24 protein-coding genes are annotated in these 24,801 nt (G+C 71.9%); 14 read left to right on the top strand and 10 right to left on the bottom strand.

Annotation, left to right across the window (positions count from 1 at the left end; translation table 11 throughout):
* Positions 1-23 precede the first annotated feature (23 nt).
* The gene (locus BXA05_RS02885; protein ID WP_083711298.1) at positions 24-968 is read right to left on the bottom strand and encodes a class I SAM-dependent methyltransferase; all 945 of its coding nucleotides are present in this window, start codon (positions 966-968) and stop codon (positions 24-26) included.
* A 47-nt stretch (positions 969-1,015) separates the two neighbouring features.
* Here BXA05_RS02885 and BXA05_RS02880 point away from each other — a divergent pair, with 47 nt between their 5' ends.
* Complete coding sequence (locus BXA05_RS02880) at positions 1,016-1,579, top strand: helix-turn-helix domain-containing protein (protein ID WP_076403789.1); 564 nt, start codon at positions 1,016-1,018, stop codon at positions 1,577-1,579.
* Between the two features lie 75 nt (positions 1,580-1,654).
* On the opposite strand, the gene BXA05_RS20770 is transcribed toward BXA05_RS02880, so the two are convergent.
* The 3 genes from BXA05_RS20770 to BXA05_RS02865 form a co-directional block, all read right to left on the bottom strand.
* Entirely contained in the window at positions 1,655-3,103 is a 1,449-nt protein-coding gene (locus BXA05_RS20770; protein WP_076403787.1) for an ATP-binding protein, read from the bottom strand.
* Complete coding sequence (locus tag BXA05_RS19530) at positions 3,100-5,280, bottom strand: ATP-binding protein (protein ID WP_143311016.1); 2,181 nt, start codon at positions 5,278-5,280, stop codon at positions 3,100-3,102. The genes BXA05_RS20770 and BXA05_RS19530 overlap by 4 nt, the downstream gene beginning before the upstream one ends.
* A gap of 114 nt (positions 5,281-5,394) precedes the next feature.
* Positions 5,395-6,597, bottom strand: coding sequence for an MFS transporter (locus tag BXA05_RS02865; protein ID WP_244550376.1), 1,203 nt, complete (start codon positions 6,595-6,597; stop codon positions 5,395-5,397).
* Positions 6,598-6,863: 266 nt separating this feature from the next.
* On the opposite strand from BXA05_RS02865, the gene BXA05_RS02860 reads away from it, so the two are divergent.
* Positions 6,864-7,169: a GNAT family N-acetyltransferase gene (locus tag BXA05_RS02860; RefSeq protein ID WP_061266992.1), complete on the top strand. Its 306-nt coding sequence runs from the start codon at positions 6,864-6,866 to the stop codon at positions 7,167-7,169.
* 57 nt (positions 7,170-7,226) lie between these two features.
* On the opposite strand, the gene BXA05_RS02855 is transcribed toward BXA05_RS02860, so the two are convergent.
* Entirely contained in the window at positions 7,227-7,955 is a 729-nt protein-coding gene (locus tag BXA05_RS02855) for a hypothetical protein (RefSeq protein ID WP_076403783.1), read from the bottom strand.
* Between the two features lie 225 nt (positions 7,956-8,180).
* On the opposite strand from BXA05_RS02855, the gene BXA05_RS02850 reads away from it, so the two are divergent.
* Both BXA05_RS02850 and BXA05_RS19935 read left to right on the top strand, forming a co-directional pair.
* Positions 8,181-10,049 (top strand): FAD-binding protein, encoded by a 1,869-nt coding sequence (locus BXA05_RS02850; protein WP_076403781.1) that lies wholly within the window; start codon positions 8,181-8,183, stop codon positions 10,047-10,049.
* The gene (locus BXA05_RS19935; protein ID WP_076403779.1) at positions 10,046-10,924 is read left to right on the top strand and encodes a succinate dehydrogenase/fumarate reductase iron-sulfur protein; all 879 of its coding nucleotides are present in this window, start codon (positions 10,046-10,048) and stop codon (positions 10,922-10,924) included. The genes BXA05_RS02850 and BXA05_RS19935 overlap by 4 nt, the downstream gene beginning before the upstream one ends.
* Before the next feature lie 119 nt (positions 10,925-11,043).
* Here the strand turns inward: BXA05_RS19935 and pgm are convergent, their stop codons facing one another.
* Positions 11,044-12,738 carry a phosphoglucomutase (alpha-D-glucose-1,6-bisphosphate-dependent) gene (pgm, locus tag BXA05_RS02840; protein WP_076403777.1) on the bottom strand — a complete coding sequence of 565 codons (1,695 nt, stop codon included), beginning with the start codon at positions 12,736-12,738 and terminating at the stop codon, positions 11,044-11,046.
* Between the two features lie 78 nt (positions 12,739-12,816).
* On the bottom strand, positions 12,817-13,785 hold the full coding sequence (locus BXA05_RS02835; protein WP_083711296.1) for a TetR/AcrR family transcriptional regulator: 969 nt from the start codon (positions 13,783-13,785) through the stop codon (positions 12,817-12,819).
* A 133-nt stretch (positions 13,786-13,918) separates the two neighbouring features.
* Here BXA05_RS02835 and BXA05_RS02830 point away from each other — a divergent pair, with 133 nt between their 5' ends.
* Together BXA05_RS02830 and BXA05_RS02825 are read left to right on the top strand one after the other, a co-directional pair.
* Positions 13,919-14,929: an ABC transporter ATP-binding protein gene (locus BXA05_RS02830; RefSeq protein WP_076403775.1), complete on the top strand. Its 1,011-nt coding sequence runs from the start codon at positions 13,919-13,921 to the stop codon at positions 14,927-14,929.
* Entirely contained in the window at positions 14,926-15,789 is an 864-nt protein-coding gene (locus BXA05_RS02825) for an ABC transporter permease (protein WP_076403772.1), read from the top strand. The genes BXA05_RS02830 and BXA05_RS02825 overlap by 4 nt, the downstream gene beginning before the upstream one ends.
* A gap of 4 nt (positions 15,790-15,793) precedes the next feature.
* On the opposite strand, the gene BXA05_RS02820 is transcribed toward BXA05_RS02825, so the two are convergent.
* On the bottom strand, positions 15,794-16,531 hold the full coding sequence (locus tag BXA05_RS02820; RefSeq protein ID WP_076403770.1) for a glutamine amidotransferase: 738 nt from the start codon (positions 16,529-16,531) through the stop codon (positions 15,794-15,796).
* Positions 16,532-16,767: 236 nt separating this feature from the next.
* Here BXA05_RS02820 and BXA05_RS02815 point away from each other — a divergent pair, with 236 nt between their 5' ends.
* Positions 16,768-17,070 carry a hypothetical protein gene (locus BXA05_RS02815; protein WP_128957638.1) on the top strand — a complete coding sequence of 101 codons (303 nt, stop codon included), beginning with the start codon at positions 16,768-16,770 and terminating at the stop codon, positions 17,068-17,070.
* Between the two features lie 26 nt (positions 17,071-17,096).
* Here the strand turns inward: BXA05_RS02815 and nrdG are convergent, their stop codons facing one another.
* Positions 17,097-17,669, bottom strand: coding sequence for an anaerobic ribonucleoside-triphosphate reductase activating protein (nrdG, locus tag BXA05_RS02810; protein WP_076404084.1), 573 nt, complete (start codon positions 17,667-17,669; stop codon positions 17,097-17,099).
* Positions 17,670-17,671: 2 nt separating this feature from the next.
* Positions 17,672-19,870 carry an anaerobic ribonucleoside-triphosphate reductase gene (gene nrdD / locus BXA05_RS02805; protein ID WP_076403766.1) on the bottom strand — a complete coding sequence of 733 codons (2,199 nt, stop codon included), beginning with the start codon at positions 19,868-19,870 and terminating at the stop codon, positions 17,672-17,674.
* Between the two features lie 256 nt (positions 19,871-20,126).
* On the opposite strand from nrdD, the gene BXA05_RS02800 reads away from it, so the two are divergent.
* From BXA05_RS02800 to BXA05_RS02775, 7 genes are all read left to right on the top strand, one after another.
* On the top strand, positions 20,127-20,900 hold the full coding sequence (locus BXA05_RS02800) for a YwiC-like family protein (protein WP_143311013.1): 774 nt from the start codon (positions 20,127-20,129) through the stop codon (positions 20,898-20,900).
* A gap of 101 nt (positions 20,901-21,001) precedes the next feature.
* Positions 21,002-21,346 carry a MazG nucleotide pyrophosphohydrolase domain-containing protein gene (locus BXA05_RS02795; protein WP_034655042.1) on the top strand — a complete coding sequence of 115 codons (345 nt, stop codon included), beginning with the start codon at positions 21,002-21,004 and terminating at the stop codon, positions 21,344-21,346.
* A gap of 34 nt (positions 21,347-21,380) precedes the next feature.
* Positions 21,381-21,911, top strand: coding sequence for a DinB family protein (locus tag BXA05_RS02790; RefSeq protein ID WP_043652923.1), 531 nt, complete (start codon positions 21,381-21,383; stop codon positions 21,909-21,911).
* Between the two features lie 48 nt (positions 21,912-21,959).
* Positions 21,960-22,349 (top strand): hypothetical protein, encoded by a 390-nt coding sequence (locus BXA05_RS02785; protein ID WP_143311012.1) that lies wholly within the window; start codon positions 21,960-21,962, stop codon positions 22,347-22,349.
* Positions 22,350-22,551: 202 nt separating this feature from the next.
* Positions 22,552-22,710: a hypothetical protein gene (locus BXA05_RS19930; protein ID WP_009861736.1), complete on the top strand. Its 159-nt coding sequence runs from the start codon at positions 22,552-22,554 to the stop codon at positions 22,708-22,710.
* On the top strand, positions 22,707-23,861 hold the full coding sequence (locus tag BXA05_RS02780; protein ID WP_076403760.1) for a glycosyltransferase family 2 protein: 1,155 nt from the start codon (positions 22,707-22,709) through the stop codon (positions 23,859-23,861). The genes BXA05_RS19930 and BXA05_RS02780 overlap by 4 nt, the downstream gene beginning before the upstream one ends.
* A gap of 67 nt (positions 23,862-23,928) precedes the next feature.
* Positions 23,929-24,753, top strand: coding sequence for a MerR family transcriptional regulator (locus BXA05_RS02775; RefSeq protein ID WP_076403758.1), 825 nt, complete (start codon positions 23,929-23,931; stop codon positions 24,751-24,753).
* Positions 24,754-24,801: the final 48 nt, after the last annotated feature.

The following is a 24,801-nucleotide window of genomic DNA, read 5'->3' as shown; positions in this document are numbered from 1 at the left end:
CGGACGGCGACTGTTCGATGCACTCAGCGGGGGCGGCGGGCGGCCCAGACGACGCGGCCGCCCCGGGCGCGGACGGTGTGGTCGGTGGTGCCGGGCGCGGTCGCGGCGAGCACGGCGTCGAGCGCGGCGAGGTCGGCGGGCTCCAGCTGGTCCGCCAGGTGCTCGCGCTGGCGCAGCGCGGTGGCGTGCGCCCAGCGGGACGTGTCCGGCCCCGGCGGCACGACGGCGCTTGGCTCGCGCCGGTCCACCACCTCCAGCCCGGCGTCGGTCAGGTACGGGGTCCAGTCGGGGTAGCGGTTCCAGCCGGCGTGCGCCATGGCGCTCTCGAGGTGCGCGGCGAGGTCGGTGTGGTCCGCGCCGTCGGGCAGGACGGGCGACCTCGCGGTCATCTCGACGACGACGAGCAGGCCGCCCGGGGCGAGCGCGTCGCGGGCGTCGTGCAGGACGCGCGCCGGGTCGGCGACGTGGTGCAGCGAGGCCGACGCCCACACGACGTCCGCGACGCCGACGGGCGGCCACCCGGCGTCGAGGTCGGCCTCGACGGTGCGCACGCGGTCCGCGAGACCGGTCCCGGCGAGCCGGGCGCGCAGGCGGTCGAGCATCGCGGCGTCCGCGTCGACGGCGGCGACCTCGGCCTCCGGGAACGCCCGCGCGAGCGCCCGGGTGCCGGTGCCGGTCCCCGCACCGAGGTCGACCACGGCGCGCGTCGGGTCCGGGGCGTGCCCGACGGCGACCGCCACGGCCTCGTCGAGGAGATGCCCGAAGACGAGCGCGTCGAGCTCGAGCAGCTCGGCCAGCCCGGCGCCGTCGTGCGGGCCGTGGGCGTGGGTGTGGCCGTGCTCGAGCGCGTTGCCGGGGGTGTGACCGTGCTCAGCGGGGTGCCCCGGGGCGTGACCGTCGCGGTGCGGGGAGACCGCGACGGCGGCGTCGGGGGTGGGCGCGGGGCGCCCGGGGGCGGGGAGGTCCATGGCTCCACCGTAGGACGACCGTGCGCGGCGAGCATAGGATCTTGCTCATGACGCAAGAACCGGACCTCGACGCCGTCGTGCGGCAGCGCATCCGCGGGCTGCGGCTCGCGCGCGGCTGGACGCTCGACGCGCTCGCCGCGCGCTGCTTCCTCAGCCCGTCCACGCTCAGCCGGATCGAGACCGGGCACCGGCGCATCGCGCTCGACCAGCTCGTGCCGATCGCCCGCGCGCTCGGCACGACCCTCGACCAGCTCGTCGAGCCCGTCGACGACGAGGACGTCGTGATCCGGCCCGAGCCGCAGCGCCGCCCGGGGGAGACCACGTGGCTGCTGTCGCGCGAGCGGACCGGGACGATGGTCGCGAAGATGCGCCTGACGCCCGAGCGCGCCGTCGGGCCGGAGCACCAGCGCGTCCACCCGGGGCACGAGTGGTTCACCGTGCTGTCCGGGACGGCCGTCGTCTACCTCGCGGACCGCCGGATCCTCGTCCACGAGGGCCAGGCGGCGGAGTTCTCGACGATGGTGCCGCACTCGTTCGGCGCGCACGACGGCCCGGTCGAAATCCTGACGATTTTCGACCAGGAGGGCGAGCGCGCCCACCATGAATCCTAGACGATGAGCGCCCCGCAGGAGCCGTCAGTACGCGCCGCTATCCGGGGAAAAGAGGAGTGCAATCTCGACTAGTGATTAGAGAATCTCGCGCACAACCTGGACAATCGTAGCGATAGCGGCGGCCGCACCCAGGACGGCCCCGAGCCGCCGCGCAAGGCGGCGTCTCTTAGCCGGCGCTTCGCGGAGTTCCAGTTCGACACCATCAAGCGGTTCAGCTAACCGTCGACCAGACAGATTACCGGATGACGGCGCTTGTGCCCCAAGCAGCCGTCGCTGCTCGATCATCTCTTCGGCGTAACTGCAACAGAGAGAAGCATCAAAATTTCGGCGCACGCCCCGGAGCGATCCAACACCTCCAATATGCGAAAACCTGGATCGCCAGTATTTCGGATCGTCGGGTTCTAGCCGTCGCTGAGGAAGTCCCCATGACCTGGAGACCACCGCCCACACCTGCCCCTCCTCCAGATACCCGATCGCGTCGGCAAGAGAGGGGTTATCCACGCCTGCCTCTCGTGCTCGCGCGGTACTCTGGGCAAGTATCGCGTAGGCCGGATGATCCCCGTTACGCCAACTAGTCTGGTCTAGCAGCTCCACGGCGAGACGACGACCAGCCACCTCGTGGCGTCCAACGTCACCCCACGACTCGAAGAACAGGTTTCGATGCCGAATCTCGTCCACGAGGGGCTCAAAGTCCCACAATCCTCGACCACCGTCTCGCCAGTCGCTTGGTATCACGTGCATCGCTACGAGTCTGGCGCGATCTAGCGGGGCCTCCTTCAGCACAGGCCCGAGGGCGTATTGTGACACCGTTTCCCAAAGCCCGATCGCCTCTAGGTAGTCAGCCATGCGGCTTGCCCATGACGATCTCGCAACGTCGACGGACGAGGGGTCCGCCCCACCTGCAACCGCGTCACAGTACAACTTGCAGAGATGTGCGACGCCGCCGGACCAATCCAGCACGGCGGAAACCCTCCGACCGGAGGTTGCAACTGTTGGCCATAAAAGTCGAATATCGGAGCGCTCAAGAAGTGGGGCGTGGAACGGCGCGAACACGCTATCGAGGGTAGAGATCCCACGAAGTCGCTCCTCGAGCAAGCGGAGGGGGCGTCTAGAGGCCACGAGGAGCCGTAGCCCTCTCGCGCCACCATACTGAACCTGCTCGCGTAGGTTGCGAAGAAAATCAGCGCCATCCGGAAAGCGCTCGACTGCATCGAACTCGTCGACGATCAAGATTGGCGCTGGCGCTAGGTCGAGCCGTGTGCGAAGATCTCGCCAGCCGACCAGGCTCGGGATCTCGGCCGTGCCACCAACGATCGCTCCAAGGAGCGCTCTTATAGCGTCTGAACCAGAGCGACAACTTTGAAGGTCCACACGGGCGGCGTCCATGGAACCGCTGGAAATTGACTCGCGAACCCGTTCCAGAATCCAGGTCTTTCCTGAACCCGGTGGGCCAACCACGGAACAGTTGCCGCCGCTGCGGAGTTGATCAGATACGCGGTCGCAAAAGGTCTCGATTGGCGTCATAAGCCCTGCCGAAGATACTCGGCGAAGAGCGGCATCTTGATCCGAACGCCGTTGTCCCACTCGAGGACGTCTCTCTTTAAGAGATCGTTTATGACAAGTTGGTCGTCGGCCCCTTCGACGACATCCGACACGTCGACCACTTGATTACCTGCGCCAGCGAGGGCCGCGATTCGCGCTAGGACGGTGAAAGGGTACTCAGCGTCGGGATCGAAACGCTCGGCGGTCTCGCCGTCACCCTCCAAAGCTACAAGTCCCGTGTTGTCCGCCGTAAGCAAGCAGTCAAATCGGAAGGGGTCCAGCTTCTCTGGACCTGAAACCAGGGATTCAACGGCATCGTCCACGTCGACCTCAGTAATCTGGGGCTTCCGACGTTGGTTTGCTAAACGCACGATGCGATCGCACAGCACCTGCGTAAAGAAGGGATGTCCGCGCGTGTGCTCATATATCGACTCAAGCGAGTATCCGGTGTATCGAGAGCTTCCGTCCGATTCCAAGATCGGCTTGTCCGCGAGACTGCGCGTCTCATCGAGGGCAAGATATCCTAGTCGAACGGGCGCCATGCTCGAGAATTCGTTTGGAAATCGCTGCATAAACAGCGGCATGGTGTCTTGGCCAATAATCAAACTTGAGAACGCTCGTGACTCAAGAAGAGCCTTCCATTGCCGCATGAACTCCCGGATGTCCTCGCGGGCCTTGTCCTGATAGTCGCGGCCCCTGAGGACCTCGAAGAGATATGTGAACTCGTCGAAGAGGAATATGTATCGAACTCGAGGCCAGCTGGCGGTGCGCGAGAGCATTGCCCTGCCAGCAGCGAGTGCTGACTGCAGGCTTTCCAGCGGACGAGAGTCGATCTTGTCTTCTGCCGGCCAAAGGCGCATGAGTTGATCAAAACTGGTTCCGTCGAGATTCTCCAGCATGCGAAGGCGGATTTGATCAAGCACACTTCGCACAAATGAAACTGTCAGATTATCTCGGTCGAGAATCCCCACGGATACGGAAGTCACAATAGCAGGCTTCGCGGAGCAGAGTCGCCTTACTTGTTCAATTAGACTTGTTTTCCCGCTTCGCTTCTGCCCGTAGAGGGCGAACCCGGTCCCGAGTGGCCCATTCCGTAGCTGGTCTACGAGATCCGTGAGCAGTTCCGTCCGCCCAAAGAACATCTGGGGGTCTTCGACTGCGGTGCCGCCAGCGTATGCCCGGTAGGGATTCGGTATCGCCTCAAAGTGAGATTCCGGAACAAGATTATAGAGAATCGTCTGTATGGGTGAGAGTCGCGTTTCGCCCGTTAGGGTCTTATATCGCAGTTGAGCACGAATGCTGAGTTGCGACTCACCAAATGTCAGAGTGTGATCCAGCACGGCGACGCTGCGGACCGTCCGTGTTTCGCCAGCCTCTTGCCGCGAAATGAGCGGAGCCCCCGTCAAGTGCTGGATTTTCTCTGAGTCGTCAAAAACAACCTCGATTGAGCTAGCTGGTGCTAGGCCGGCTTCTATCTGGACTCTGAGGGGCAGCTCGACCTCGCCGGTTCGCGAAATGGCTACGCGGGTTGCGGACTTTTTCACCGTGAATCGAGGTCGTGGGTCGAACTTCTGGAGCGTCGACCGCCAATGCTCTTCTGTTATGCGCCTTAGGTGCTCTGCCGCCACTCCAAGAGGGAGTGTCTCACTGCTGGAGTGTCGCTTAATCTGTTCAGTTTTGGACTTTATTACTGACCGACAGTGGTCTACCTTTGAAAAATCGTCGCTTTCGCGCATTTTGGCAAACTGGACAATCGCGTCTCGCAGATTCGCGGTGAGGTCTCGGATGTCGAAGTCGATTAGTGCACGTTCTGCGTCGTCACATTTTGCGATAAGTTGGTCAATCTGTTGGCGCTGTAAGTCTCGGGGGATGGCGCCTGTGCCTGTGAGGAACGCGGTGTTGAAGGGCGCTAGCAGGTCGCCCAGCCGAGGGGGCATGGTCGCTGCCGTCCAGCCTGGATGCGACTGTAGCTGCACTTCGATCGTGACGATTGCTGTCGTTGGAAAGGTATAGCTCTTCTCGGTGCCGTCCTGGCGCACTTGGACTGCGTGCGGACTTACTTGTAGCACGGTCCCAGTGATCACATGAGTCTGCTGGCCCGCGAGCAGTATGCGTACGTACTCACCCATGTGCACGTAGGTCGTGTCGACGGCGCTCACCCGCGTAGATTACGGGACCGCCGCTTGGTGAGCGACGGCCGATGAGGGTGATATTCCGGCAGCAGGCCGAGACGAGAAGCGCCCCGCACGCCTATGCATCCGGTGAGGACCGCATCAGCGGGTCGGCGTGCCGTCTTCGACAGCCTCGCGGTCGGCGCTGCGTCGCAGCGACCGCAGGGCCACGAGCACCAGCACGACGGCGAGCGCGGCCGCGGCGACGACGACCTCGAACCCGGCGTGGGCGCCACCCGCGTCGATGCGCGACCCGGCGACGGACGAACCGATCGACACCCCGACGCCGAGCGACGTCCCGACCCACGCGAGGCCCTCGGTGAGCTGGGTCGGCGCCACGAGGTTCTGCACGAGGTTGTTGCCGTTGATGAGCGTCGGCGCGATGGCGAACCCGGTGACGAACATGACCGCCGCGAGGACGGGGATCGACGTGACGAAGAAGAACAGCGAGACGCCCGCGGCGAGCGCGACGATCCCGATGACGAACCGGCGCCACAGCGGGGACACCCAGTGGCGGGCGCCGTAGACGAGGCCGGAGATGAGCGATCCCAGGGCGAACACGGCGAGGATGACGCCGGCGGCGCCCTTCTGGCCCTCCTCCTCGGCGAACGCGATGGTCGAGACGTCGGTCGCGCCGAACACGATGCCCATCGCCACGAAGATCACGGCGAGCACGACCATCCCCGTCGACCGCATGGCCGAGCGCTGCTTGACGCCGGCCTCGGGCACGACGACGGGCGGCTCGGTCGCGCGCTGGGACAGGAACCACAGCCCGCCCACGACGGCCGCGACCAGGGGGACGATCAGGCCCGCCGACGGCGACACGCTCGTGGCGAGCACGGTCGCGAGCACGGGCCCGACGACGAACACGAGCTCGTCGAGCGCGGACTCGAGCGAGTACGCGGTGTGCAGGCGCCGCGCGTCGGGCACGACGTGCGTCCAGCGCGCGCGGACCATCGAGCCGTACGACCCCTGCGTCGCGCCGGAGACGGCGGCGAACACGTAGAGCGTCCACTCGGGCGCGCGGAGCACGGCGCACAGGATGAGCCCGCCGAGCCCGAGCGTCGCGGCGGCGAGCAGCGGCAGCATGACGACGCGCTGCCCCGTGCGGTCCACGAGGCGCGCGATCTGCGGCGACACGACCGCCTGCGCCACGACGAGCGCGGCCGCGACGCGTCCCGCGAGCGCGTACTCGCCGTAGATGCCCTGGATCATGAGGATCGTGCCGATGCCGACCATCGACATCGGCAGGCGCGCGACGAGCGCCGCGGCGGAGAACCGCCACGCGCCGGGCAGCGTGAGCACGGCGCGGTAGGGGTTGCGGGAGGCCCGGACCTCGGCGTCGGGCGCGGTGCCCGACGTCGTCCCCTCGGTCGTCAGGTCGTCCCGCCGGTGCTCGGGGTTCTCGGGGTCGTCAGCGCGCGACGGGGAATCCTGGACCACCGTCCCAGTGTCGCACCCGGAAGCCGTCCGGCCGGTAGCGAATCCGTGTCGCCACGCCCGACGTGACCGCCGTCTCAGGGGTCGCGCCGTGGTTGTCCGGGGGGCGCCGGGCCGACGACGATGGCGGCATGACCGACAGCCCCGCACCCCGCACGCCCACCGTCACCGTCACCGACGAGGGCGACCGCTTCGAGGCCCGCACCGACGACGGCGTCGTCGCCGGCTTCGCCGCCTACGTGCGGGAGCCGGGCGCGGTGATCTTCACGCACACCGAGGTCGACCCCGCGTTCGAGGGGCGCGGCGTCGGGTCCGCGCTCGCCGCCGGCGCGCTCGACAGCGTGCGGGAGTCGGGCGAGCGCGTCGTCGCGCTGTGCCCCTTCATCCGCGCGTACGTCGAGCGGCACCCGGAGTACGAGGACCTGACCCGGCGCTGAGCGCACAAGAGCCCCGGTCCGTCGGGACCGGGGCTCTCGCGGCAGGCGCGGGCGGCGTCAGGAGATCGTGCCGGTGCCCTCGCCCTCGATGCGCTCGTCGTGCAGGAGCTCGCCCTCCGCGTCCACGGGCGTGATCACGGCGTCGAACGTGATCGGCGAGCCGGGCTGGTAGCGGAAGTTCGTCGCGTACGAGTACGACTGGCCCGTCGTGAACGGGTACACCGACGGCTCGCGGTACGCCTGGTTGTGCATCGCGTCGTCGTGCACGCCCTGCGCCTCGTACAGCGCGTCGTCGACGATCGTGTCCATGCCCTGCATGTACGGCCAGTCGTCGTAGCGCTCGTCGATGCTCACGAGGCTCGAGCCGAGGTCGATCGGGTCGCCCTCGTTCGTGATGACGTAGTTGATGAAGACGATGTCGTCGCCCGCGGCGATGAGCGGCTGGTTGGTCTCGGGGTCGACGAACAGGCCGTCCTTCGAGGCCTGGGTGACGCCCACCTGGTAGACGTCGACGCGCACGTCGCCGACGTTGAACGTCGAGATCTGCTCGCCCGGCGTCGCGACGGGGTTGGCCCAGTCGGGGAGCTCGCCGTCCGAGCCGGTCTCCGCCGCCGCGTCGTCGGTCTCCTCGGCGTCCTCGGCGGGCGCGGACTCCTCCGTCGTCGTCTCCTCGGGGGCCGACGTCTTCGGGGCGTCCCCGCCGTCGACGGCGACGGTGCACGCGGTGAGGCCGAGCGCGAGCGCGGCGGCGACGGTCAGGCGGGCGGCGGTACGGGCGGGACGCATGAGTGCTCCGGTGGTTCGGGGAGGGGTTCCGCACGGACCTTACCCACAGACGGGCCGCGGGCTCGATGGGGAGCGGTGCCCATGGGGCCCCGGACCGGGACCTTCGCCTGTTGCGCTGCCCCGGCGGCGCGGGGACCCTTCCCCTATGCCTCGGCACGCTCTCCCCCCGCTCCGCCCTGCACGCCCCGGACCGGCCGGCCCCTCCCGCACGCCCCGAGGACGCCGGTGACCGCGCTGCGCGTCGAGCGCGCCGACGTGGTGGTGGTCGGGGGCGGCGCCGCCGGGCTGAGCGCGGCGCTCGCCGTCGCCGAGGCAGCGGCCCGCGACGTCGGTCGCGCCCCCGTGGTCGCGCTCGTGTCGAAGGTGTACCCGATGCGCTCGCACACGGTCGCCGCCGAGGGAGGCGCGGCGGGCGTCGTGGGGGACGACGACTCGCTCGAGCAGCACGTCGCCGACACGCTCGCGGGCGGCGCGGGGCTGTGCGAGGACGACGCCGTCCGGTTCGTCGTGGAGCGCGCGGCCGGCGAGCTCTACCGGCTCGAGCGGTGGGGGCTGCCGTGGTCGCGCACCGACGCCGGCGACGTGGCCGTCCGCCGGTTCGGCGGCATGAGCCGCGCGCGCACCTGGTTCGCCGCCGACAAGACCGGCTTCCACCTCCTGCACACCCTGTTCCAGACGTCGCTGCGGCACTCCGGCGCCGACGGTCCCGTCCGCCGGTACGACGAGCACCACGTGCTCGACCTCGTGGTCGACGACCCGGGCGGGCCGGACGCGCGGGTGCGCGGCGTCGTCGTGCACGACCTGCACCGCGGCGAGCCGCTGCTCCTGGAGGCGCCCGCCGTGGTCCTCGCGACGGGTGGCTCGGCGCGCGCGTGGGGGACCAGCACGAACGCGGGCATCTGCACGGGCGACGGCACCGCGATGGCGCTGCGGGCGGGCGTGCCGCTGCGCGACCTGGAGTTCCTCCAGTTCCACCCGACCGGCCTCCCGGGCAGCGGCATCCTGCTCACCGAGGCCGCGCGCGGCGAGGGCGGGGTGCTGCTCGACGCCGACGGCCGCCGCTACCTCGCCGACTACGGGCTCGGGCCCGAGTCGCCCGTCGGGGCGCCCGTGCCGCGCACCATGGAGCTCGGGCCGCGCGACCGCCTGTCGCAAGCGTTCTGGCACGCCGACCGCGACGGCCGCACGATCCCCACGCCCGACGGCGGCGTCGTCCTGCTCGACCTGCGGCACCTCGGCAAGGAGCGGCTCGCCGAGCGGCTGCCGCTCGTGACCGGCCTGGCCAAGCAGTTCGCGGGCGTCGACCCGGCGGCCGAGCCCGTCCCCGTCCGCCCGACGGCGCACTACACGATGGGCGGCATCCGTACCGACGCGCGCGGCACGACCGGCGTCGCCGGGCTGTTCGCCGCGGGGGAGTGCGCCTCCACCGGCCTGCACGGCGCCAACCGGCTCGGGTCCAACTCGCTCGTCGAGACGCTCGTCGTCGGGCGCGCGGCGGGCGAGGCGGCGCTCGTGTGGTCGCGGGAGATGGGCCCGCCCGGGGCCGACGGCGGGCCCTCGGCCCTCCCGACGGGTCCCGCCGTCGTGGACCGGGCCGCCGAGATCGCCGACGGCTACCTCGCGATGCGCGGCCGGGGGACCGAGCCGCCCGCCGCGATCCGGGCCGAGCTCGGGCGCGTCCTCGACGCCGACGCCGGGATCTACCGCGACGCCGACGGCCTGCGGCGGGCGCTCGGGGCCGTCGAGGACCTGCGGGCCCGGTACGACGACGTGCGCGTCGCCGACACGAGCGCCGTGCTCAACACCGACTGGGCGACGACCGTCGAGCTCGGCGCGACGCTGCTCGTCGCGCACGCGACCGTCGCCGCCGCGCTCGCGCGGGAGGAGTCGCGCGGCGCCCACCAGCGGCTGGACTTCCCGGCGCCGGACGCGGTGGCGCGCCACTCCGAGGTCCGCCTCGGCGCGGGCGGCACCATCGAGGTGGCGCACGTCCCGGTGGGTGCCGGGACCCCCGCCGAGCACGGGGTTGCCGTCGGGAAGGGTCCGGAGACGACGACAACGTCGTTCTCGGCGAAGGAGGGAGAGGGCGCGTGAGCGAGCAGACGGTGCGGCTGGAGGTCGCGCGCACGTCGCCCGACGGCGCGAGCACCGGCGGGCGGGACGTGTTCGACGTGCCCTACGACGACCGCACGTCCGTGCTCGACGCGCTCCAGTGGGTCAAGGACCACGCCGACCCCACGCTGACGTTCCGGTGGTCGTGCAAGATGGCGGTCTGCGGGAGCTGCGGCGTCATGGTCAACGGACGCCCGGTGCTCGGGTGCGAGACGTTCGTGCGCGGCTACCGCACGTCCGGCCTCGTCGTCGAGCCGCTCGCGCACGCCGAGGTGCTCCGCGACCTCGTCGTCGACACCGACACGTTCCTCGGCAAGCTCGCCACCGTGCAGCCCTGGCTCGTGCCCGACGGCGCCACGCGCCTCCCGCTCGTCGACCCGCCCGCAGCGGGGGTCGGGGCTGAAGCCGGCGCCGGGGCGGGGGCCGGCGCCGGGGGCGAGGTGGGCGAGGACGTCGACGGCTCGCCGACGCCGGACGGTGGCGACGTGCTGCGGGCGGTCGGGCCGGCGTCGGGCCACCGGCAGACGCCGGGCGAGCTCGCCGCCTTCAAGGGCTTCGCCGAGTGCATCGACTGCATGCTCTGCTACGCGGCGTGCCCGCAGCTCGACGTCGCGCCCGACTTCCTCGGCCCGGCCGTCGTCGCGACGGCGCGCCGCTGGGACGAGGACTCGCGCGACGCGGGCGAGCTCGACCGCGCCGACGTCCTCGACACCGAGTTCGGCGCCTGGCCGTGCATCCAGGTCGGGGCGTGCACGCAGGTCTGCCCGAAGGGCGTCGACCCGGCCCGCGCGCTCCGCGACGCCCAGCGCGTCGCGACGGACACGTGGGACGCCCGCGAGCGCCGTCGGACGACGTAGCCCCTCTCGCGAGGGAGAGCCCTGGTCCCGCGAGGTAGAGGCGAGGTCCCGCGAGGTAGAGCCCCGGTCCCGCGAGGTAGAGGCGTGGTGGTGACCACGCCTCTACCTCGGCGGGGTCGTCAGCTCCCGAGGGCCGCGGAGACGACGTCCTTCGCCTCGGCCTGGACCTGGGTCAGGTGCTCGGCGGAGACGAACGACTCGGCGTAGATCTTGTAGACGTTCTCCGTGCCCGACGGCCGGGCCGCGAACCACGCGTTCTCGGTCGTCACCTTGAGCCCGCCGATCGGGGCGTCGTTGCCGGGGGCGTTCGTGAGCTTCGCGGTGATCGGCTCGCCCGCGAGCTCGGTCGCGGTGACCTGCTCGGGCGAGAGCTTGCCGAGCGTCGCCTTCTCCTCGAGGGTCGCCGGCGCGTCGACGCGCGCGTACCAGGACTCGCCGTAGCGCTCGACGAGGTCGCGGTGGTGCTCGGACGGCGTACGGCCCGTCGTCGCGATGATCTCCGACGCGAGCAGCGCGAGGAGCAGGCCGTCCTTGTCCGTGGACCAGACGCGGCCGTCCTTGCGGAGGAACGACGCCCCCGCGGACTCCTCGCCGCCGAACCCGACCGAGCCGTCGAGCAGGCCGGGCACGAACCACTTGAACCCGACGGGGACCTCGACGAGCCGACGGCCGAGCCCGCCCGCGACGCGGTCGATGAGCGCGGACGACACGAGCGTCTTGCCGATCGCGGCGTCGTCGCGCCAGCCCTCGCGCGCGCCGCCGTAGAGGTACTGGATCGCGACGGCCAGGTAGTGGTTGGGGTTCATGAGCCCGGCGTCGGGCGTGACGATCCCGTGGCGGTCGGAGTCGGCGTCGTTCCCGGTGGCGACGTCGAACGGTGCGCCACCCTCGGCGTTCCCGGACTCCCCGGTCATGCCCGCGACGAGGGACGCCATCGCGTACGGCGAGGAGCAGTCCATGCGGATCTTGCCGTCCCAGTCGAGCGTCATGAACGCCCAGCGAGGGTCGACCTGCGGGTTGACGACCGTGAGGTCGAGCCCGTACCGCTCGCCGATCTCGCCCCAGTACTCGACCGACGCGCCGCCCAGCGGGTCGGCGCCGATCCGCACGCCGGAGTCGCGGATCACGTCGAGGTCGAGGACGTTCGCCAGGTCGTCGACGTACGTGGTGAGAAAGTCGTGCTTGTGCACGTGCTCGGACGTGAGCGCCTGGGTCAGCGGCACGCGCGGCACGCTGCCGACGCCGGTGCGCAGGATCTCGTTCGCGCGGTCCGCGATCCAGCCGGTCGCCTCGGACCCGGCGGGGCCGCCGTGCGGCGGGTTGTACTTGAAGCCGCCGTCGCGCGGGGGGTTGTGCGAGGGCGTGACGACGATCCCGTCGGCGAGGCCGGGGCCGGTGGTGCGGACGCCGTCGACCGTCGTCGCCTCGTTGTGCAGGAGGATCGACTGCGAGACGGCGGGGGTCGGGGTGAACGAGTCGCGCGCGTCGACGTACGTCTGGACGCCCGCCGCGACGAGGACCTCAAGTGCGGTCTGCCACGCCGGGAGCGACAGCGCGTGCGTGTCGCGCCCGATGAACAGCGGCCCGTCGGTGCCCTGCGAGCGCCGGTACTCGACGATCGCGGCCGTGATCGCGATGATGTGCGCCTCGTTGAACGCGTGATCCAGGCTCGACCCCCGGTGGCCCGACGTGCCGAACACGACCTTCTGGGCGGGGTCGTCGACGTCGGGCGCGAGGTCGTAGTAGGCGCCGACCACGGCGTCGACGTCGATGAGGTCGCTGGGCTGGGCGGGCATGCCGGCGCGGGGATCCATGGGTCGATCCTGCCAGGGGTGGCGCCCGCACGTCAGCCGGGACGGACGTCGTGGCGCGGGACCTTCGGCACGACCTCCCTAGCCTGCGGGGTGGGGGTCCTCCGGCGCGGCCGCGGGGTCGTCGGACCGGTCGGCGCTCGCGCTGTCGATGGCCAGCTCGACGGCGTCGAGCAGACGGTCGAGGCTCGCGTCGAAGGGCCCCTGCGGCGCGTCGAAGCCGCCCGCGACGTAGACGCGCGTCATGACGGGGTAGCGCTCGACGTCGAACCAGTCCTCCCAGAAGCTGCCGAGGGTCGTCCAGTACTCGTCGTTGCCCACGCCGGTCGCGTCGCGCTCGGTCCGCTCGGCGATCGTGGCGCGCGCGAGGCCCTGGACGTAGTTGTCGACGAGGCCGAGCGTGTCGACGACCTGGAGCTCGGAGAGACCGGTGTCGACGATGGTCCGCAGCCCGGCCTCCTGGGCGTCGAGCACGTGCGGCGCGAGCGGGGCGCGCCACATGTTGGTCTGGAGGATCCACGGGTGGCGCAGGTAGAGGTTCCACAGCTCGTGCGCGTACTGCGCGAGCGCGGGCCGCCACGGGGCTCCCGCGGCGGGGAGGTCGAGCTCGGCGTACGCGCGGTCGATCATGAGGTCGACGAGCTCGGTGCGGCCGGGCACGTAGGTGTAGAGCGACATCGCCCCGACGCCGAGCTCGGTCGCGACGCGGCGCATGGACAGCGCGTCGAGCCCGCCCTCCTGCGCGACGGCGATCCCCGCCCGCACGACGTCGTCGAGCGTGAGGCGCGGCTTGCGGCCGCGAGTCGCGGGGGCAGGCGGGTCCCACAGGAGCGCGAGGCGGCGCGTGATCTCGGGGGTGCGGACGATCTCGGTGAACTGGGCGCGCGCGTGCTCGGCCGCCTGCACCGCGGAGGCGACCCCGGCGTCCGCGGCGGCCGCGACGCCGCGCGGACGCTCGGAACCCTCGGGGTCCGGGGTCGCGGGCGGGGTCGGCGCGGTGGCCGACGGCGCACGGTCGGCCGCGCGGGCGTCGGTCGGGTCGGTCGTCACGTCCGTATCCTCCCCGACTTCCCGCGGGATCTCGCCTTCGGCGCCGTCGCGCGCCGAAGGCTTGCCTTTTCCCGTACACCGTATGCTAGCGTGGTCGCTCCATTTCAGTACGGCGTACGAGAGGGTGGCTCCGGTGATCCGAGCCCGCGGCCTGACCAAGACCTTCCACCGCAAGAAAGAGACCGTCGAGGCCGTCAAGGGCATCGACGTCGACGTCCGGGAGGGCGAACTCGTCGCCTTCCTCGGCCCGAACGGGGCCGGCAAGTCCACGACCTTGAGGATGCTGACGAGCCTCCTCGCACCGACCGCCGGGACCGCGGAGGTCGCCGGGTACGACGTCGCGCGCGACCCGGCGCGGGTCCGCTCGCGCATCGGCTTCATCGGCCAGGGCAACGGCGGCGGGTTCTCCTACCGCGTGCTCGACGAGCTCCACAACCAGGGCCGCTTCTACGGGCTGGCGCCCACCGAGTACACGCGGCGCGCCGCCGAGCTCCTCGACGCCCTCGACCTCGGCGGGCTCGAGAAGCGGACCGTCCAGTCGCTGTCCGGCGGCCAGCGCCGTCGCCTCGACGTCGCGCTGGGGCTGATGAACCACCCGCCGCTGCTCTTCCTCGACGAGCCGACCACGGGCCTCGACCCCCACGCCCGCGCGAACCTCTGGGAGCACATCGCGGCGATGCGCGAGCGCTACGGCATGACGATCGTGCTCACGACCCACTACCTCGACGAGGCTGACAGCATGGCGGAGCGCGTCGTCGTCATCGACCACGGGGAGATCATCGCCGACGCCACCCCGGACTCCCTCAAGCACGACCACGCGGACGACGTCATCACGCTCGCCGTGGTCCCGGCGCCCGGTGGCGGCGCCCGGGGAGAGGCGTCGCCGGGAACGGTGCCCGACGTCGTCGGCCGCGTCCGCGCGTCCCTCGCCGAGGACGCGGGCGAGGTCGCGACCACGAACGGCCCGGACGGCGTCGTGACGGTCCGCATCTCGACGACGCACGGCGCCGACCGTCTCCCGGAGGCCATCGAGGCGCTGCGCGTCGCGGGGCTGGCCGTGCGCTCGGCGGAGCTCAAGCAGGCGAGCCTCGACGACGTCTTCCTCAACCTCACCGGCCGCAGCCTGCGAGAGGAGGCCGCATGAGCACGCGGACCGACCTGGCGGGCGCGCGCGTCGGGGCACCGGCCGCCGGTGCCGACACGTCGATGCGGACCGGCGTCGCGAAGTTCGTCGGGGACACGTGGGCCGTCTTCACGCGCGAGATCCTGCTCGTGCTGCGCGACCCGTTCACGCTGATCTTCTCGCTGCTGCAGCCGCTGATCTTCCTCGGTCTCTTCGGCCCGCTCCTCACGGGCGCGGTCGGCGGGTTCGGTGGCGGCGCGCCCGGGGGCGGCGGGTCGACGGCCGAGACGCTGCAGTGGTTCGTCCCGGGCGTGATCGTCATGATCTCGCTGTTCGGCACGTCCATGAGCGGGTCGAACCTGCTCTACGAGATGATGACCGGCTCCTACGAGCGCGTGCTCGCGACGCCGCTCGACCGCTCCGCGATCCTCGTCGGGCGCTCGCTCAAGGAGTTCGCGCCGCTCGTCGTGCAGGGGCTGCTCATCGCGCTCGTGTGCGTGCCGTTCGGCTTCACGCTCTACCCGCTGCACCTGCTCGTCGGGCTGCTGCTGCTCGGGCTGTTCGGCATCGGGGTGGGCGCGCTGTCGATCGCGCTCGCGCTCGCCGCGAAGAACCGCGAGTGGCTGTTCTGGGGAGTGCAGCAGTCGCTGCTGTTCCCGCTGCTCATCCTCTCCGGCATGATGCTGCCGCTCGAGGCCGGACCGGCGTGGATGCGCACCGCGGCGCTCTTCAACCCGCTGACCTACATCGTCGACGCGGAGCGCGCGCTGCTCGCCGGGTCGTTCGCCGACCCCGACGTGCTGTGGGGCTTCGTCGCCGCGGCGGTGACGTGCGCCGTCGGGCTGTGGGTCGGCATCCGCCGTACCCGCAAGACCGTCTGACGCCTCACCGGTCGTCCTCCACCTCGTCCAACCACGACGTGAGGACGGCGGTGGCCGCCGCCGTGAGCGCCGCACCGTGCCGGCGGGCGTCCTCGCGGAGCGCTCGCGGGTCGATCCCCGCGCCGGCGAGCTCGTGGGCGTGGCCCACGAGCCACTGCTCGATCCGCGCAGGGTCGGCCTCGACGTGGAACTGGAGGCCGAGGGTCGAGCGGCCGTGGGAGAAGGCCTGGTTGGGGAACCCCGGCGTCGCGGCCAGCCGCCTCGCGCCCTGCGGTATCGCGAAGGCGTCACCGTGCCAGTGCAGGACGGGGACGCCCGCGAGGGGCGCCAGCACGGACCGCTGCCCGTCGTCGGTGAGGTCGAGCGGTGCGTAGCCGATCTCCGTGCGCCCGGTGGGTGCGACGTCGGCGGCGAGCGCCGCGGCGAGGAACTGCGCGCCGAGGCAGACGCCGAGCGTCGGGCGGCCGGTCGCGAGACGCGCCTGCACGGCGGCGATCTCGCGGGAGAGGAACGGGTAGCCGGGTGCGTCGCCGATGCCGACGGGGCCGCCGAGGACGACGACGAGGTCCGCGTCGTCGAGCGACCCGACGGGCAGGGGGTCGCTCGGGGCCTCGACGTACGAGACCCGGTAGCCGCGCCGTTCGAGCAGCGGGGCGAGCACCCCGAGGTCCTCGAAGTGCACGTGACGGACGGCGACGGCGTGGCGCGAGGCCGGGGCGGCGTGGGGCCGGGACGACGGCACGGGTCGTCTCCTCTCGGGCGGGTGGTGCGGGGGCGGGGGAGGGGCGGTCGAGCAGCAGCCGTGCCCAGCCTCCTCGCGGACGTCGGCCCGCGGGTGCCCGATCGTCCGGGAGACGTACCCGATCGTCCGCTCTCCTGACGGGCGGCGACCGACGCCGGGCCGGACGCCGCACGGGTCGTGGTGGGCGGGGGTCGTCCATGAGATCGTCGAGCGCAACCGACCACCAGGAGGACGACATGTCGTGGACCACGCCGGCGAAGAAGGCGGTCTCCGGGCTCGTGCTCGCGGTGATCGCCTGCGTGATCTTCTTCAGTGCCGCCGCCGTGGGTTCCTTCCTCACCGCCGTCGTCGTCGCCCCGGACGCTCCCGACGTCACCACACCTGTCCCGCGCGGCGCGCTCACCGCCCTCTACTTCTGCGGGTTCGTCCTCTTCCTCTGGGGAACCTTCCGGATGACGACGGCGACGTGGGAGATGATCGGGAGCATCCGCCGCCCGGCCGAGCCCGACCCCGCTCCCCGGCGCCGCGCTTCCCGGTGATCCCGGCGGCCCCGGGGCTGCCGTCGTCAGGCGCTCGTCGTCGCGCGGTCCGACGCCCACGGGACGGCGCGCCCCGTCGCGAGCGAGGCCCGCGCGTCGAGCACGCGCTGGTTGGTGCTGCCGCGGAACGCGAGCGTGAGGTCGCGGCGCGCGAGCTCGAACCGACCGTCGACCAGCACGTCGACCTCGGCGAGGAGCGCGCGCTGGTCCGCGGTCCCCGCGCGCAGCTCCTCGAACGTGTAGCCCGTCCAGCACCACACGTCCCGGCGGTCGCCGTGCTCGGCGCGCAGGCGGCGCACGAGCCGCAGGCACACGCCCGTGTTGAGGAACGGCTCCCCGCCGAGCAGGGACAGGCCCTGCACGGCGGGGTGCGCGAGGTCGGCGAGGACGCGGTCCTCCAGGGAGTCGTCGTACGGGCGCCCGTAGCGGAAGCTCCACGCGGCCTCGTTGAAGCAGCCCTCGCACGCGAAGAGGCACCCGCTCACGTACAACGAGCAGCGCACGCCCTCGCCGTCGACCATGACGAACGGCTTGTAGTCCGCGACGTACCCCTGGCTGACGCGGTCCGAGCGCCAGCCGGGGCCGGGGGTGCGCGCCACGGTCACGCCGACGCCGGGTCCGGCAGGTGCTTCACACGCGCGGAGATCTCCGCGTGGCGGCCGTGCACCATGGGGCGCTGCTGCGGGTTGCCGAGGTACCCGCACGTGCGCTTCACGACGTCGCACGTGCGCGGGTCGGCGTTGCCGCAGGACGGGCACGCGAAGCCGCGCGCGGTCGGGTCGAAGTCGCCCGTGAACCCGCACGCGTAGCAGCGGTCGATGGGCGTGTTCGTCCCGAGGTAGCCCACGCGGTCGTACGCGTAGTCCCAGACGGCCTCCAGCGCCCGCGGGTTCTGCTGGAGCACGGGGTACTCGCAGTAGTGGATGAACCCGCCCGACGTGTACCGCGCGTACTCGGCCTCGAAGTCGAGCTTCTCGAAGGGCGTCGGGCTCTTGCGGACGTCGTAGTGGAAGCTGTTCGTGTAGTAGTCCTTGTCGGTGATGTCGGGCACCGCGCCGAACCGCTCCCGGTCGAGGCGGCAGAACCGGTCGGTCAGGCTCTCGCTCGGCGTCGCGTAGACGCTGATCCGGTAGCCGAGCCGCGCCGTCCACCCGGCGGCGTGCGCGTGCAGGGACCGCAGCACGTCGAGCGTGAGCTCCTTGGCCCGCGGGTCGTGCTCCCAGGCACCGCCGAAGAACGCGGCGGCGACCTCGTACAGCCCGATGTACCCGAGCGACACCGTGGCGCGGCCGTCGCGGAAGAGCCGGTCGACGTCGTCGCCGGGAGCGAGGCGCTCCCCGAACGCCCCGTGGACGTAGAGGATCGGCGCGTTGCCCGGCGTCGCCTCCTTGCAGCGCTCGATGCGGAAGACCAGTGCGTCGTGCACGGTCTCCAGGCGCTCGTCGAGCAGGCGCCAGAACGTGTCGAGGTCGCCGTCGGCCTCGAGCGCGATGCGCGGCAGGTTGAGCGTCACGACGCCCAGGTTCATGCGCCCCTCCGAGACGTCCCGGCCGTGCTCGTCCTGCCACCCCTGGAGGAACGACCGGCAGCCCATCGGGACCTTGAACGACCCCGTGAGCTCGACGATCTTGTCGTACGACAGCACGTCCGGGTACATGCGCTTCGTCGCGCACTCGACGGCGAGCTGCTTGAGGTCGTGGTTGGGGTCGCCGGGGTCGAGGTTCAGCCCCCGGCGCAGCGTGAAGATGAGCTTGGGGAAGATCGCGGTGCGGCCCTCGCTGCCGAGGCCGCGGATGCGGATCTGGAGGATCGCGCGCTGGATCTCGCGCTCCAGCCACCCCGTGCCGAGCCCGAACCCGACCGACGTGAACGGCGTCTGCCCGTTCGACGTGAACAGGGTGTTGATCTCGTACTCCAGCGACTGCATCGCGTCGTAGATGTCCTTGCGCGTCTTCTCGCGCGCGTACTCCTCGTGCGCAGAGGCGTCGGCGATCCAGCGGCGCGCGTCCGCGAGGTGCTTCTCCAGGTTGCGCTCGGCGTACGGGGCGAGGAGCTCGTCGATGCGGTTGACCGAGCACCCGCCGTACTGGCTGGAGGACACGTTCGCGATGATCTGGCTGATCTGCGCCGTCGCGGTCTGGATCGAACGGGGCGGCTCGACCTGCGCGTTCCCGATCCGGAAGCCGCTCGACAGCATCGACCGGAAGTCGATGAGGCAGCAGTTCGTCATGGGCGCGTAGGGGTGGTAGTCGAGGTCGTGGTAGTGCAGGTCGCCCTTCTGGTGCGCGTTCGCGACGTGCGGCGGCAGCATCCGCAGCCCGATCGCCTTGCCCACCGTCCCGGCCGTGAGGTCGCGCTGGGTGTTGAAGACCTCGCTGTCCTTGTTCGCGTTCTCGTTGACGACCGTCGAGTCCTTGTCGAGCAGCCGCACGATCGAGTGGTTGAGGTCCGTCGCCCGGCTGCGCGCGAAGTCACGCTGCACGCGGTAGTCGATGTAGGCGCGTGCGACGTCGTACTCGTGCGACTCGAGGAGCACGTGCTCGACGACGCCCTGGATCTCGTAGATCTTCACGGTCGCGTCGAACCGCGCGGCGATCTCCGCGTCGACCTGGTCGACGACCTCCGCCACGCGGCGGCGGTGCGTCGCCGTGAGGTCGCCGTGCACCTCCGCGAACGCCTTCGTCACGGCGGCGCGGATGCGGGCGTCGTCGAACGGCCGTCGCCGGCCGTCGCGCTTGAGGACCTCCAGCGTGGCGGTCGTGCGGTGCGGTGCTGCTTGGTCGAGCTCGATGGCGGTCATCGCTCGTCCCCTCTGCCCACCGGGTTCTCGCCGGCACGCAGAGGTTGCGCGACGGACCGTACCCCAACATGTGGGGTGTGAATCACGGCTGCGCCACCATATCTAGTCCGACGACCGCGCGTGACGACGGACGACGGCGCGCCGCGGGACGCCGTCGAAGGTCAGGGCGAAGGTCCCGCGCGGCCGGGACGTGCGGCCGCGCGCACGGGGGACTCCGCGCGGCCGGAGCCGGCCCCTGCGGCGCTAGCCTCGTGAGGTGGCCCGACGTCCGCCCGGCTGGGTGCCGAACCAGCACGGCGCGTGGCCCATGCTCCTGCTGCCGTTCGTGGTCGGCACGGTGCGCGGCGTGCAGGACGCCGGGCTCCGTCCGGTGACCCTCGCGCTCGGCGCGCTCTGGCTCATCGGGTACCTCGCCTACTCCGCGGCCGGGCTGTGGCTGAAGTCCCGCCGCCGACCGCGCTACCGGCGCCCGATGCTCACGTACGGCGCGGCTGCGGCCGTGCTCGGGACGGTCGTGCTCGCGCTCGACCCGGCGCTCGCGGCCTGGGCGCCCGCGTTCGTGCCGTTCCTCGCGCTCGGGCTGTGGGCGTCGGCGCGACGCACCGAGCGGTCCGTCGCCGCGGGCGGCGCCCTGACGGTCGCGGCGTCGCTCATGACGGTCGTCGCCTACGCAGCGTGCCGGCCCGCGGGTGCGTCCGTGCTCGCCGTCCCGGCCGTCGTCTGGCTGGTCGCCGCGCTGCTCCTCGCGTACCTGTTCGGCACGGTGATCTACGTCAAGACGATGATCCGCGAGCGCGGCGTGCGGTCGTACGTCGTCGCCTCGGTCGCGTACCACGCGGCGGTCACCGTCGCGGCGGGCGTCGTCGCCGTCGTGCACGACCCCGCGTGGTGGTGGGCGACGGCGTTCCTCGCGGCCGCGACCGCCCGGGCGGCGGTGCTGCCGGGCCGACGGCTGAGCCCGCGGGCCGTCGGGATCGGGGAGATCGTCGCGACGGTGCTGCTGCTCGTCGTCGCGCTCGTCGTGCGGTAGGTCCGCTGTTCGGCAGGTCGTGCGGGGTTCGGCACCTCGTGCTGCCGAACGCGGACCGTGGGTGCCGAACGGTCGGAGGTGCCAGGTGGTTCACTGGCGCGATGGACGACGACGCGCCCCTCACCCTGCCCGCGCTCGGCGAGCGCGTCGAGGCGGTGTCGGCGCTGTACGCGCGCAAGTTCGGCGTCGACCGCGACCCGGACTGGTTCATGCTCAAGCTCACCGAGGAGGTCGGCGAGCTGACCCAGGCGTTCCTCGCCGCGACGGGGCGCACCCGCCCGCGCGGAGGGGCAGGGACGCCCGGGCCCGACGGCGGAGCCTCGCCGCTCGCGGACGAGGTCGCCGACGTCCTGGCGCACCTGCTCCTGCTCGCGCGCTCCCAGGGTGTCGACGTCGAGGCGGCGGTGCGGCGGAAGTGGCTCGCGTGGGAGGCCGACCTGCCCTGAGCGGTCGCACCGGCGCGGTCGCTAGGGTGGCGCCGTGACCGACCACCGCACCGACCCGCCCGTCGCCGCCGACGAGGTGACCACGCTGCGCGGCTTCCTCGACTTCCACCGCGACACGCTCCGCTGGAAGACGGCCGGGCTCGACGCCGCGGAGCTCGCGCACCGGCTGCGGCCGTCGTCGATGACGCTGGGCGGGCTGCTCAAGCACCTCGCGTTCGTCGAGTCGCAGTGGTTCTCGCAGGTGTTCCGCGGCGAGGAGCTCATGCCCCCGTTCGACACGGCGGACTGGGCCGACGACCGCGACTGGGACTGGACCTCCGCGGCGGGCGACTCGCCGGAGGAGCTGCGCATGCTGTTCGACCGTGCGGTCGCGGCGTCGGACGCGGTGCTCGACGCGGCGCTCGCGGACGGCGGGCTCGACCGGCTGAGCGCTCGCGCCGACCGGCACACGGGCGAGCGCTGGACGCTGCGCTGGATCCTCGTGCACCTGGTCGAGGAGTACGCGCGGCACAACGGTCACGCCGACCTGCTGCGCGAGGCGATCGACGGGACCGTGGGGGAGTAGCGCCGCGGTCGGTTGCCGCGGGGGCCGCCGCCCGGGACGATGGCGGACGTGACCGCCCGCGAGCAGCCCGCGCCCCGTCCGGTCCGTCCGCGCGGCGCCGCCGTCGTCCTGGTGGCGCTCGTCGTGCTGGGGGTGGGACTGCTGCTCGCCGCGCTCTGGGTCGCGAGCCGCCCGACGTCGTTCGGCTGGTTCGCGTACGCGCCGGTCTCCGGGACGACGTTCGTCCCCGTGGGCGCGTACCCGCCGGGTGCCGCGGCGCTCCTCGCGGGAGCCGGAGCCCTGCTGGTGGGCGGGGCGGTCGGGTTCGTCCTCGGACGGCGCCGCGCCGCCCCGTCGCAGGAGACCTCGGCGCCCTCGCCGGCACCGTCCGACGGCCCTGGCCCCGGCCCCGGCCCCGGCTCCGCCCCGTCCGACGGCGGGACGGCACCGACCGCCTGACACGCCACCTCCGACGCCCGGTCCCGCACGCCGCGGGGGCCGGGCGTCGTCGTGTACCCACCGCCTGAGCGCCGGGCGCTCCTCCGCGGGCCCCGCGTACTCACCCGGCGTCCCGGGCGGTGCTCCACCGCGGCCGGAGCCCGGATGGGTACCGGCCCGTGCGACGGACGGTGGAACCACCGACGACGACAGGAGGTGGATCGTGTACCAGCTCGGTACGACTCAGGCAGGGACCGTGCTCGCGACGACGGGAGCGATCGCGGGCTTCTACGTGGTGGGAGCCTGGACGCTCGTCGTGGCGGGGCTCGCGCTCGTCATGACGGCGCGCGTCCTGCGCAAGCGGCTCGCGGAGCACCGATGAGCGCGGCGACGCTCCCACGGGTGGTGGTCGTGGTCCCGGCGCACGACGAGGCCGCGGCCCTGCCGACGACGCTCGCGTCGGTCCGGGCGCAGACGCGTCCGGTCGACCGGGTCGTCGTCGTGTCCGACCGCAGCACCGACGCGACGGTCGAGACCGCGCGCCGCCTGGGCGCCGACGTCGTCGAGACGGTCGGCAACACCGGACGCAAGGCCGGGGCGCTGAACCAGGCGCTGCGCGGGGTGGAGGCGGAGAACGTCCTCGTGCTCGACGCGGACACGACCATCGCCCCGACGTTCGTCGAGGACGGCCTCGCCCTGCTCGACGCGCGCCCGGAGCTCGGCGCGGTCGGTGGCGTCTTCCGCGGCACACCGCCGCGCTCGGTGCTGGAGCAGCTCCAGTCCGACGAGTACGAGCGGTACGGCGTGCAGATCGACGTGACCGGGCGGACGTCCGTCCTCACGGGCACGGCCGCGCTCGTGCGGACCGAGGCGCTGCGGGCGGTCGCCGCCGCGCGCGGGGACCGGCTCCCGGGGCGGCGCGGCGACGTGTACGACGTCGGCGCCATCACCGAGGACTCCGAGCTCACCCTCGCGCTGCGCACGCTCGGCTACGAGCTCGCGTCGCCGGTGCGGATGTCCTGTACGACGGAGCTCATGCCGACGTGCCGCGACCTGCACCGCCAGCGCGTGCGCTGGTACAAGGGGATGCTCGACAACCTGCGCGCGTACGGGTTCACGCGGGTCACCGCCCGGTACGTCGGGCAGCAGGCGATGCTCGTGCTGAGCACGCTCATGCTCGCGAGCCTCCTCGTGCTCACGGCGCTGACCGTCGTCGCGGGCACGTTCCGGGTGGTCCCGGCGTGGCTCGCCGTAGGCGGGGTCCTCGTGCTCGAACGGCTGGTCACGGTGTGGCGGAACGGGCCCCGGGGTCGGCTGCTCGCCGTGCTCGTGCTGCCCGAGCTCCTCTACGACCTGTTCCTCCAGGTGGCGTTCGTCCGGGCGTGCTTCCTCGCCGCGACGTCGCGCGACGCCGGGTGGCACCACGTGGTGCACGCGACCGTCCCCGGGAGCGCGACCGAGGACGCCCCCGAGACCGGCCCCGCGAGCAACATCGAGAACACCGAGAGCCCGAAGCAGTTGACCTTGACGTGACGTCAACTTCTACCGTGGTCCCGGTGCCGCACGAGAGCACCACACCGACGCACGGGAGGAGCGGGAGATGAGCACGACGGGCGCCCGCACGGCCGACTGGTCCATCCAGGAGGTCGCGCGCCTGGCCGGGACGACGAGCCGGACGCTGCGTCACTACGACGCGGTCGGGCTCCTGCCCCCGAGCCGGGTCGCGGCGAACGGTTACCGCCACTACGACGCCGACGCGCTCGTCCGGCTCCAGCGGATCCTGCTCCTGCGCGACCTCGGTCTCGGGCTCCCCGCGATCCGCGAGGCGCTCGACGGCCCGCCCGCCCGGCAGGGTGACGGGCCGCCGTCGGACAGTGCCCGGCGGGAGGCCCAGGTGCGGGCGCTGCGCGGCCACCTCGGGTGGCTGCGGGCGGAGCGGCAGCGGCTGGCGCGGCAGATCGCGTCGGTCGAACGGACGATCACCACGATGGAAGGAGGCGGCGAGCTCATGGCGGACGACATGTTCGACGGGTTCGACCACACGCAGCACCGCGACGAGGTCGAGGCCCGCTGGGGGAAGGACGCGTACGCGCGGAGCGACACCTGGTGGCGCGGGATGTCCGACGACGACCGCGCCGCCTGGCAGGACCGCACGCGCGCGCTCGCCGCGGACTGGGCCGCCGCGGCCGCCCGGGGCGTCGACCCGACGTCCGACGCGGCGCAGGAGCTCGCGCGCCGCCACGTCGAGTGGCTCGGCGGCATCCCCGGCACCCCGGGTGCCGGCGCGGCGCCGGTCAAGGAGTACGTCGTCGGCCTCGGCGAGATGTACGTCGCGGACGAGCGGTTCGCGAGGAACTACGGCGGCGTCGAGGGTGCGACGCTCGTGCGCGACGCCCTGCGCGTCTACGCGGACGCCCACCTGTAGCCCCGTGCCCGGGCCGGGACCTCCGGCCCGGGCACGATCCGTTCGACG

The organism is Cellulosimicrobium funkei (genome assembly GCF_900155925.1).
GTDB classification, from domain to species: Bacteria; Actinomycetota; Actinomycetes; order Actinomycetales; family Cellulomonadaceae; genus Cellulosimicrobium; species Cellulosimicrobium funkei.
Note: the sequence above shows the minus strand (reverse complement) of the source record. Positions and strands in the feature narration are given on the sequence as shown.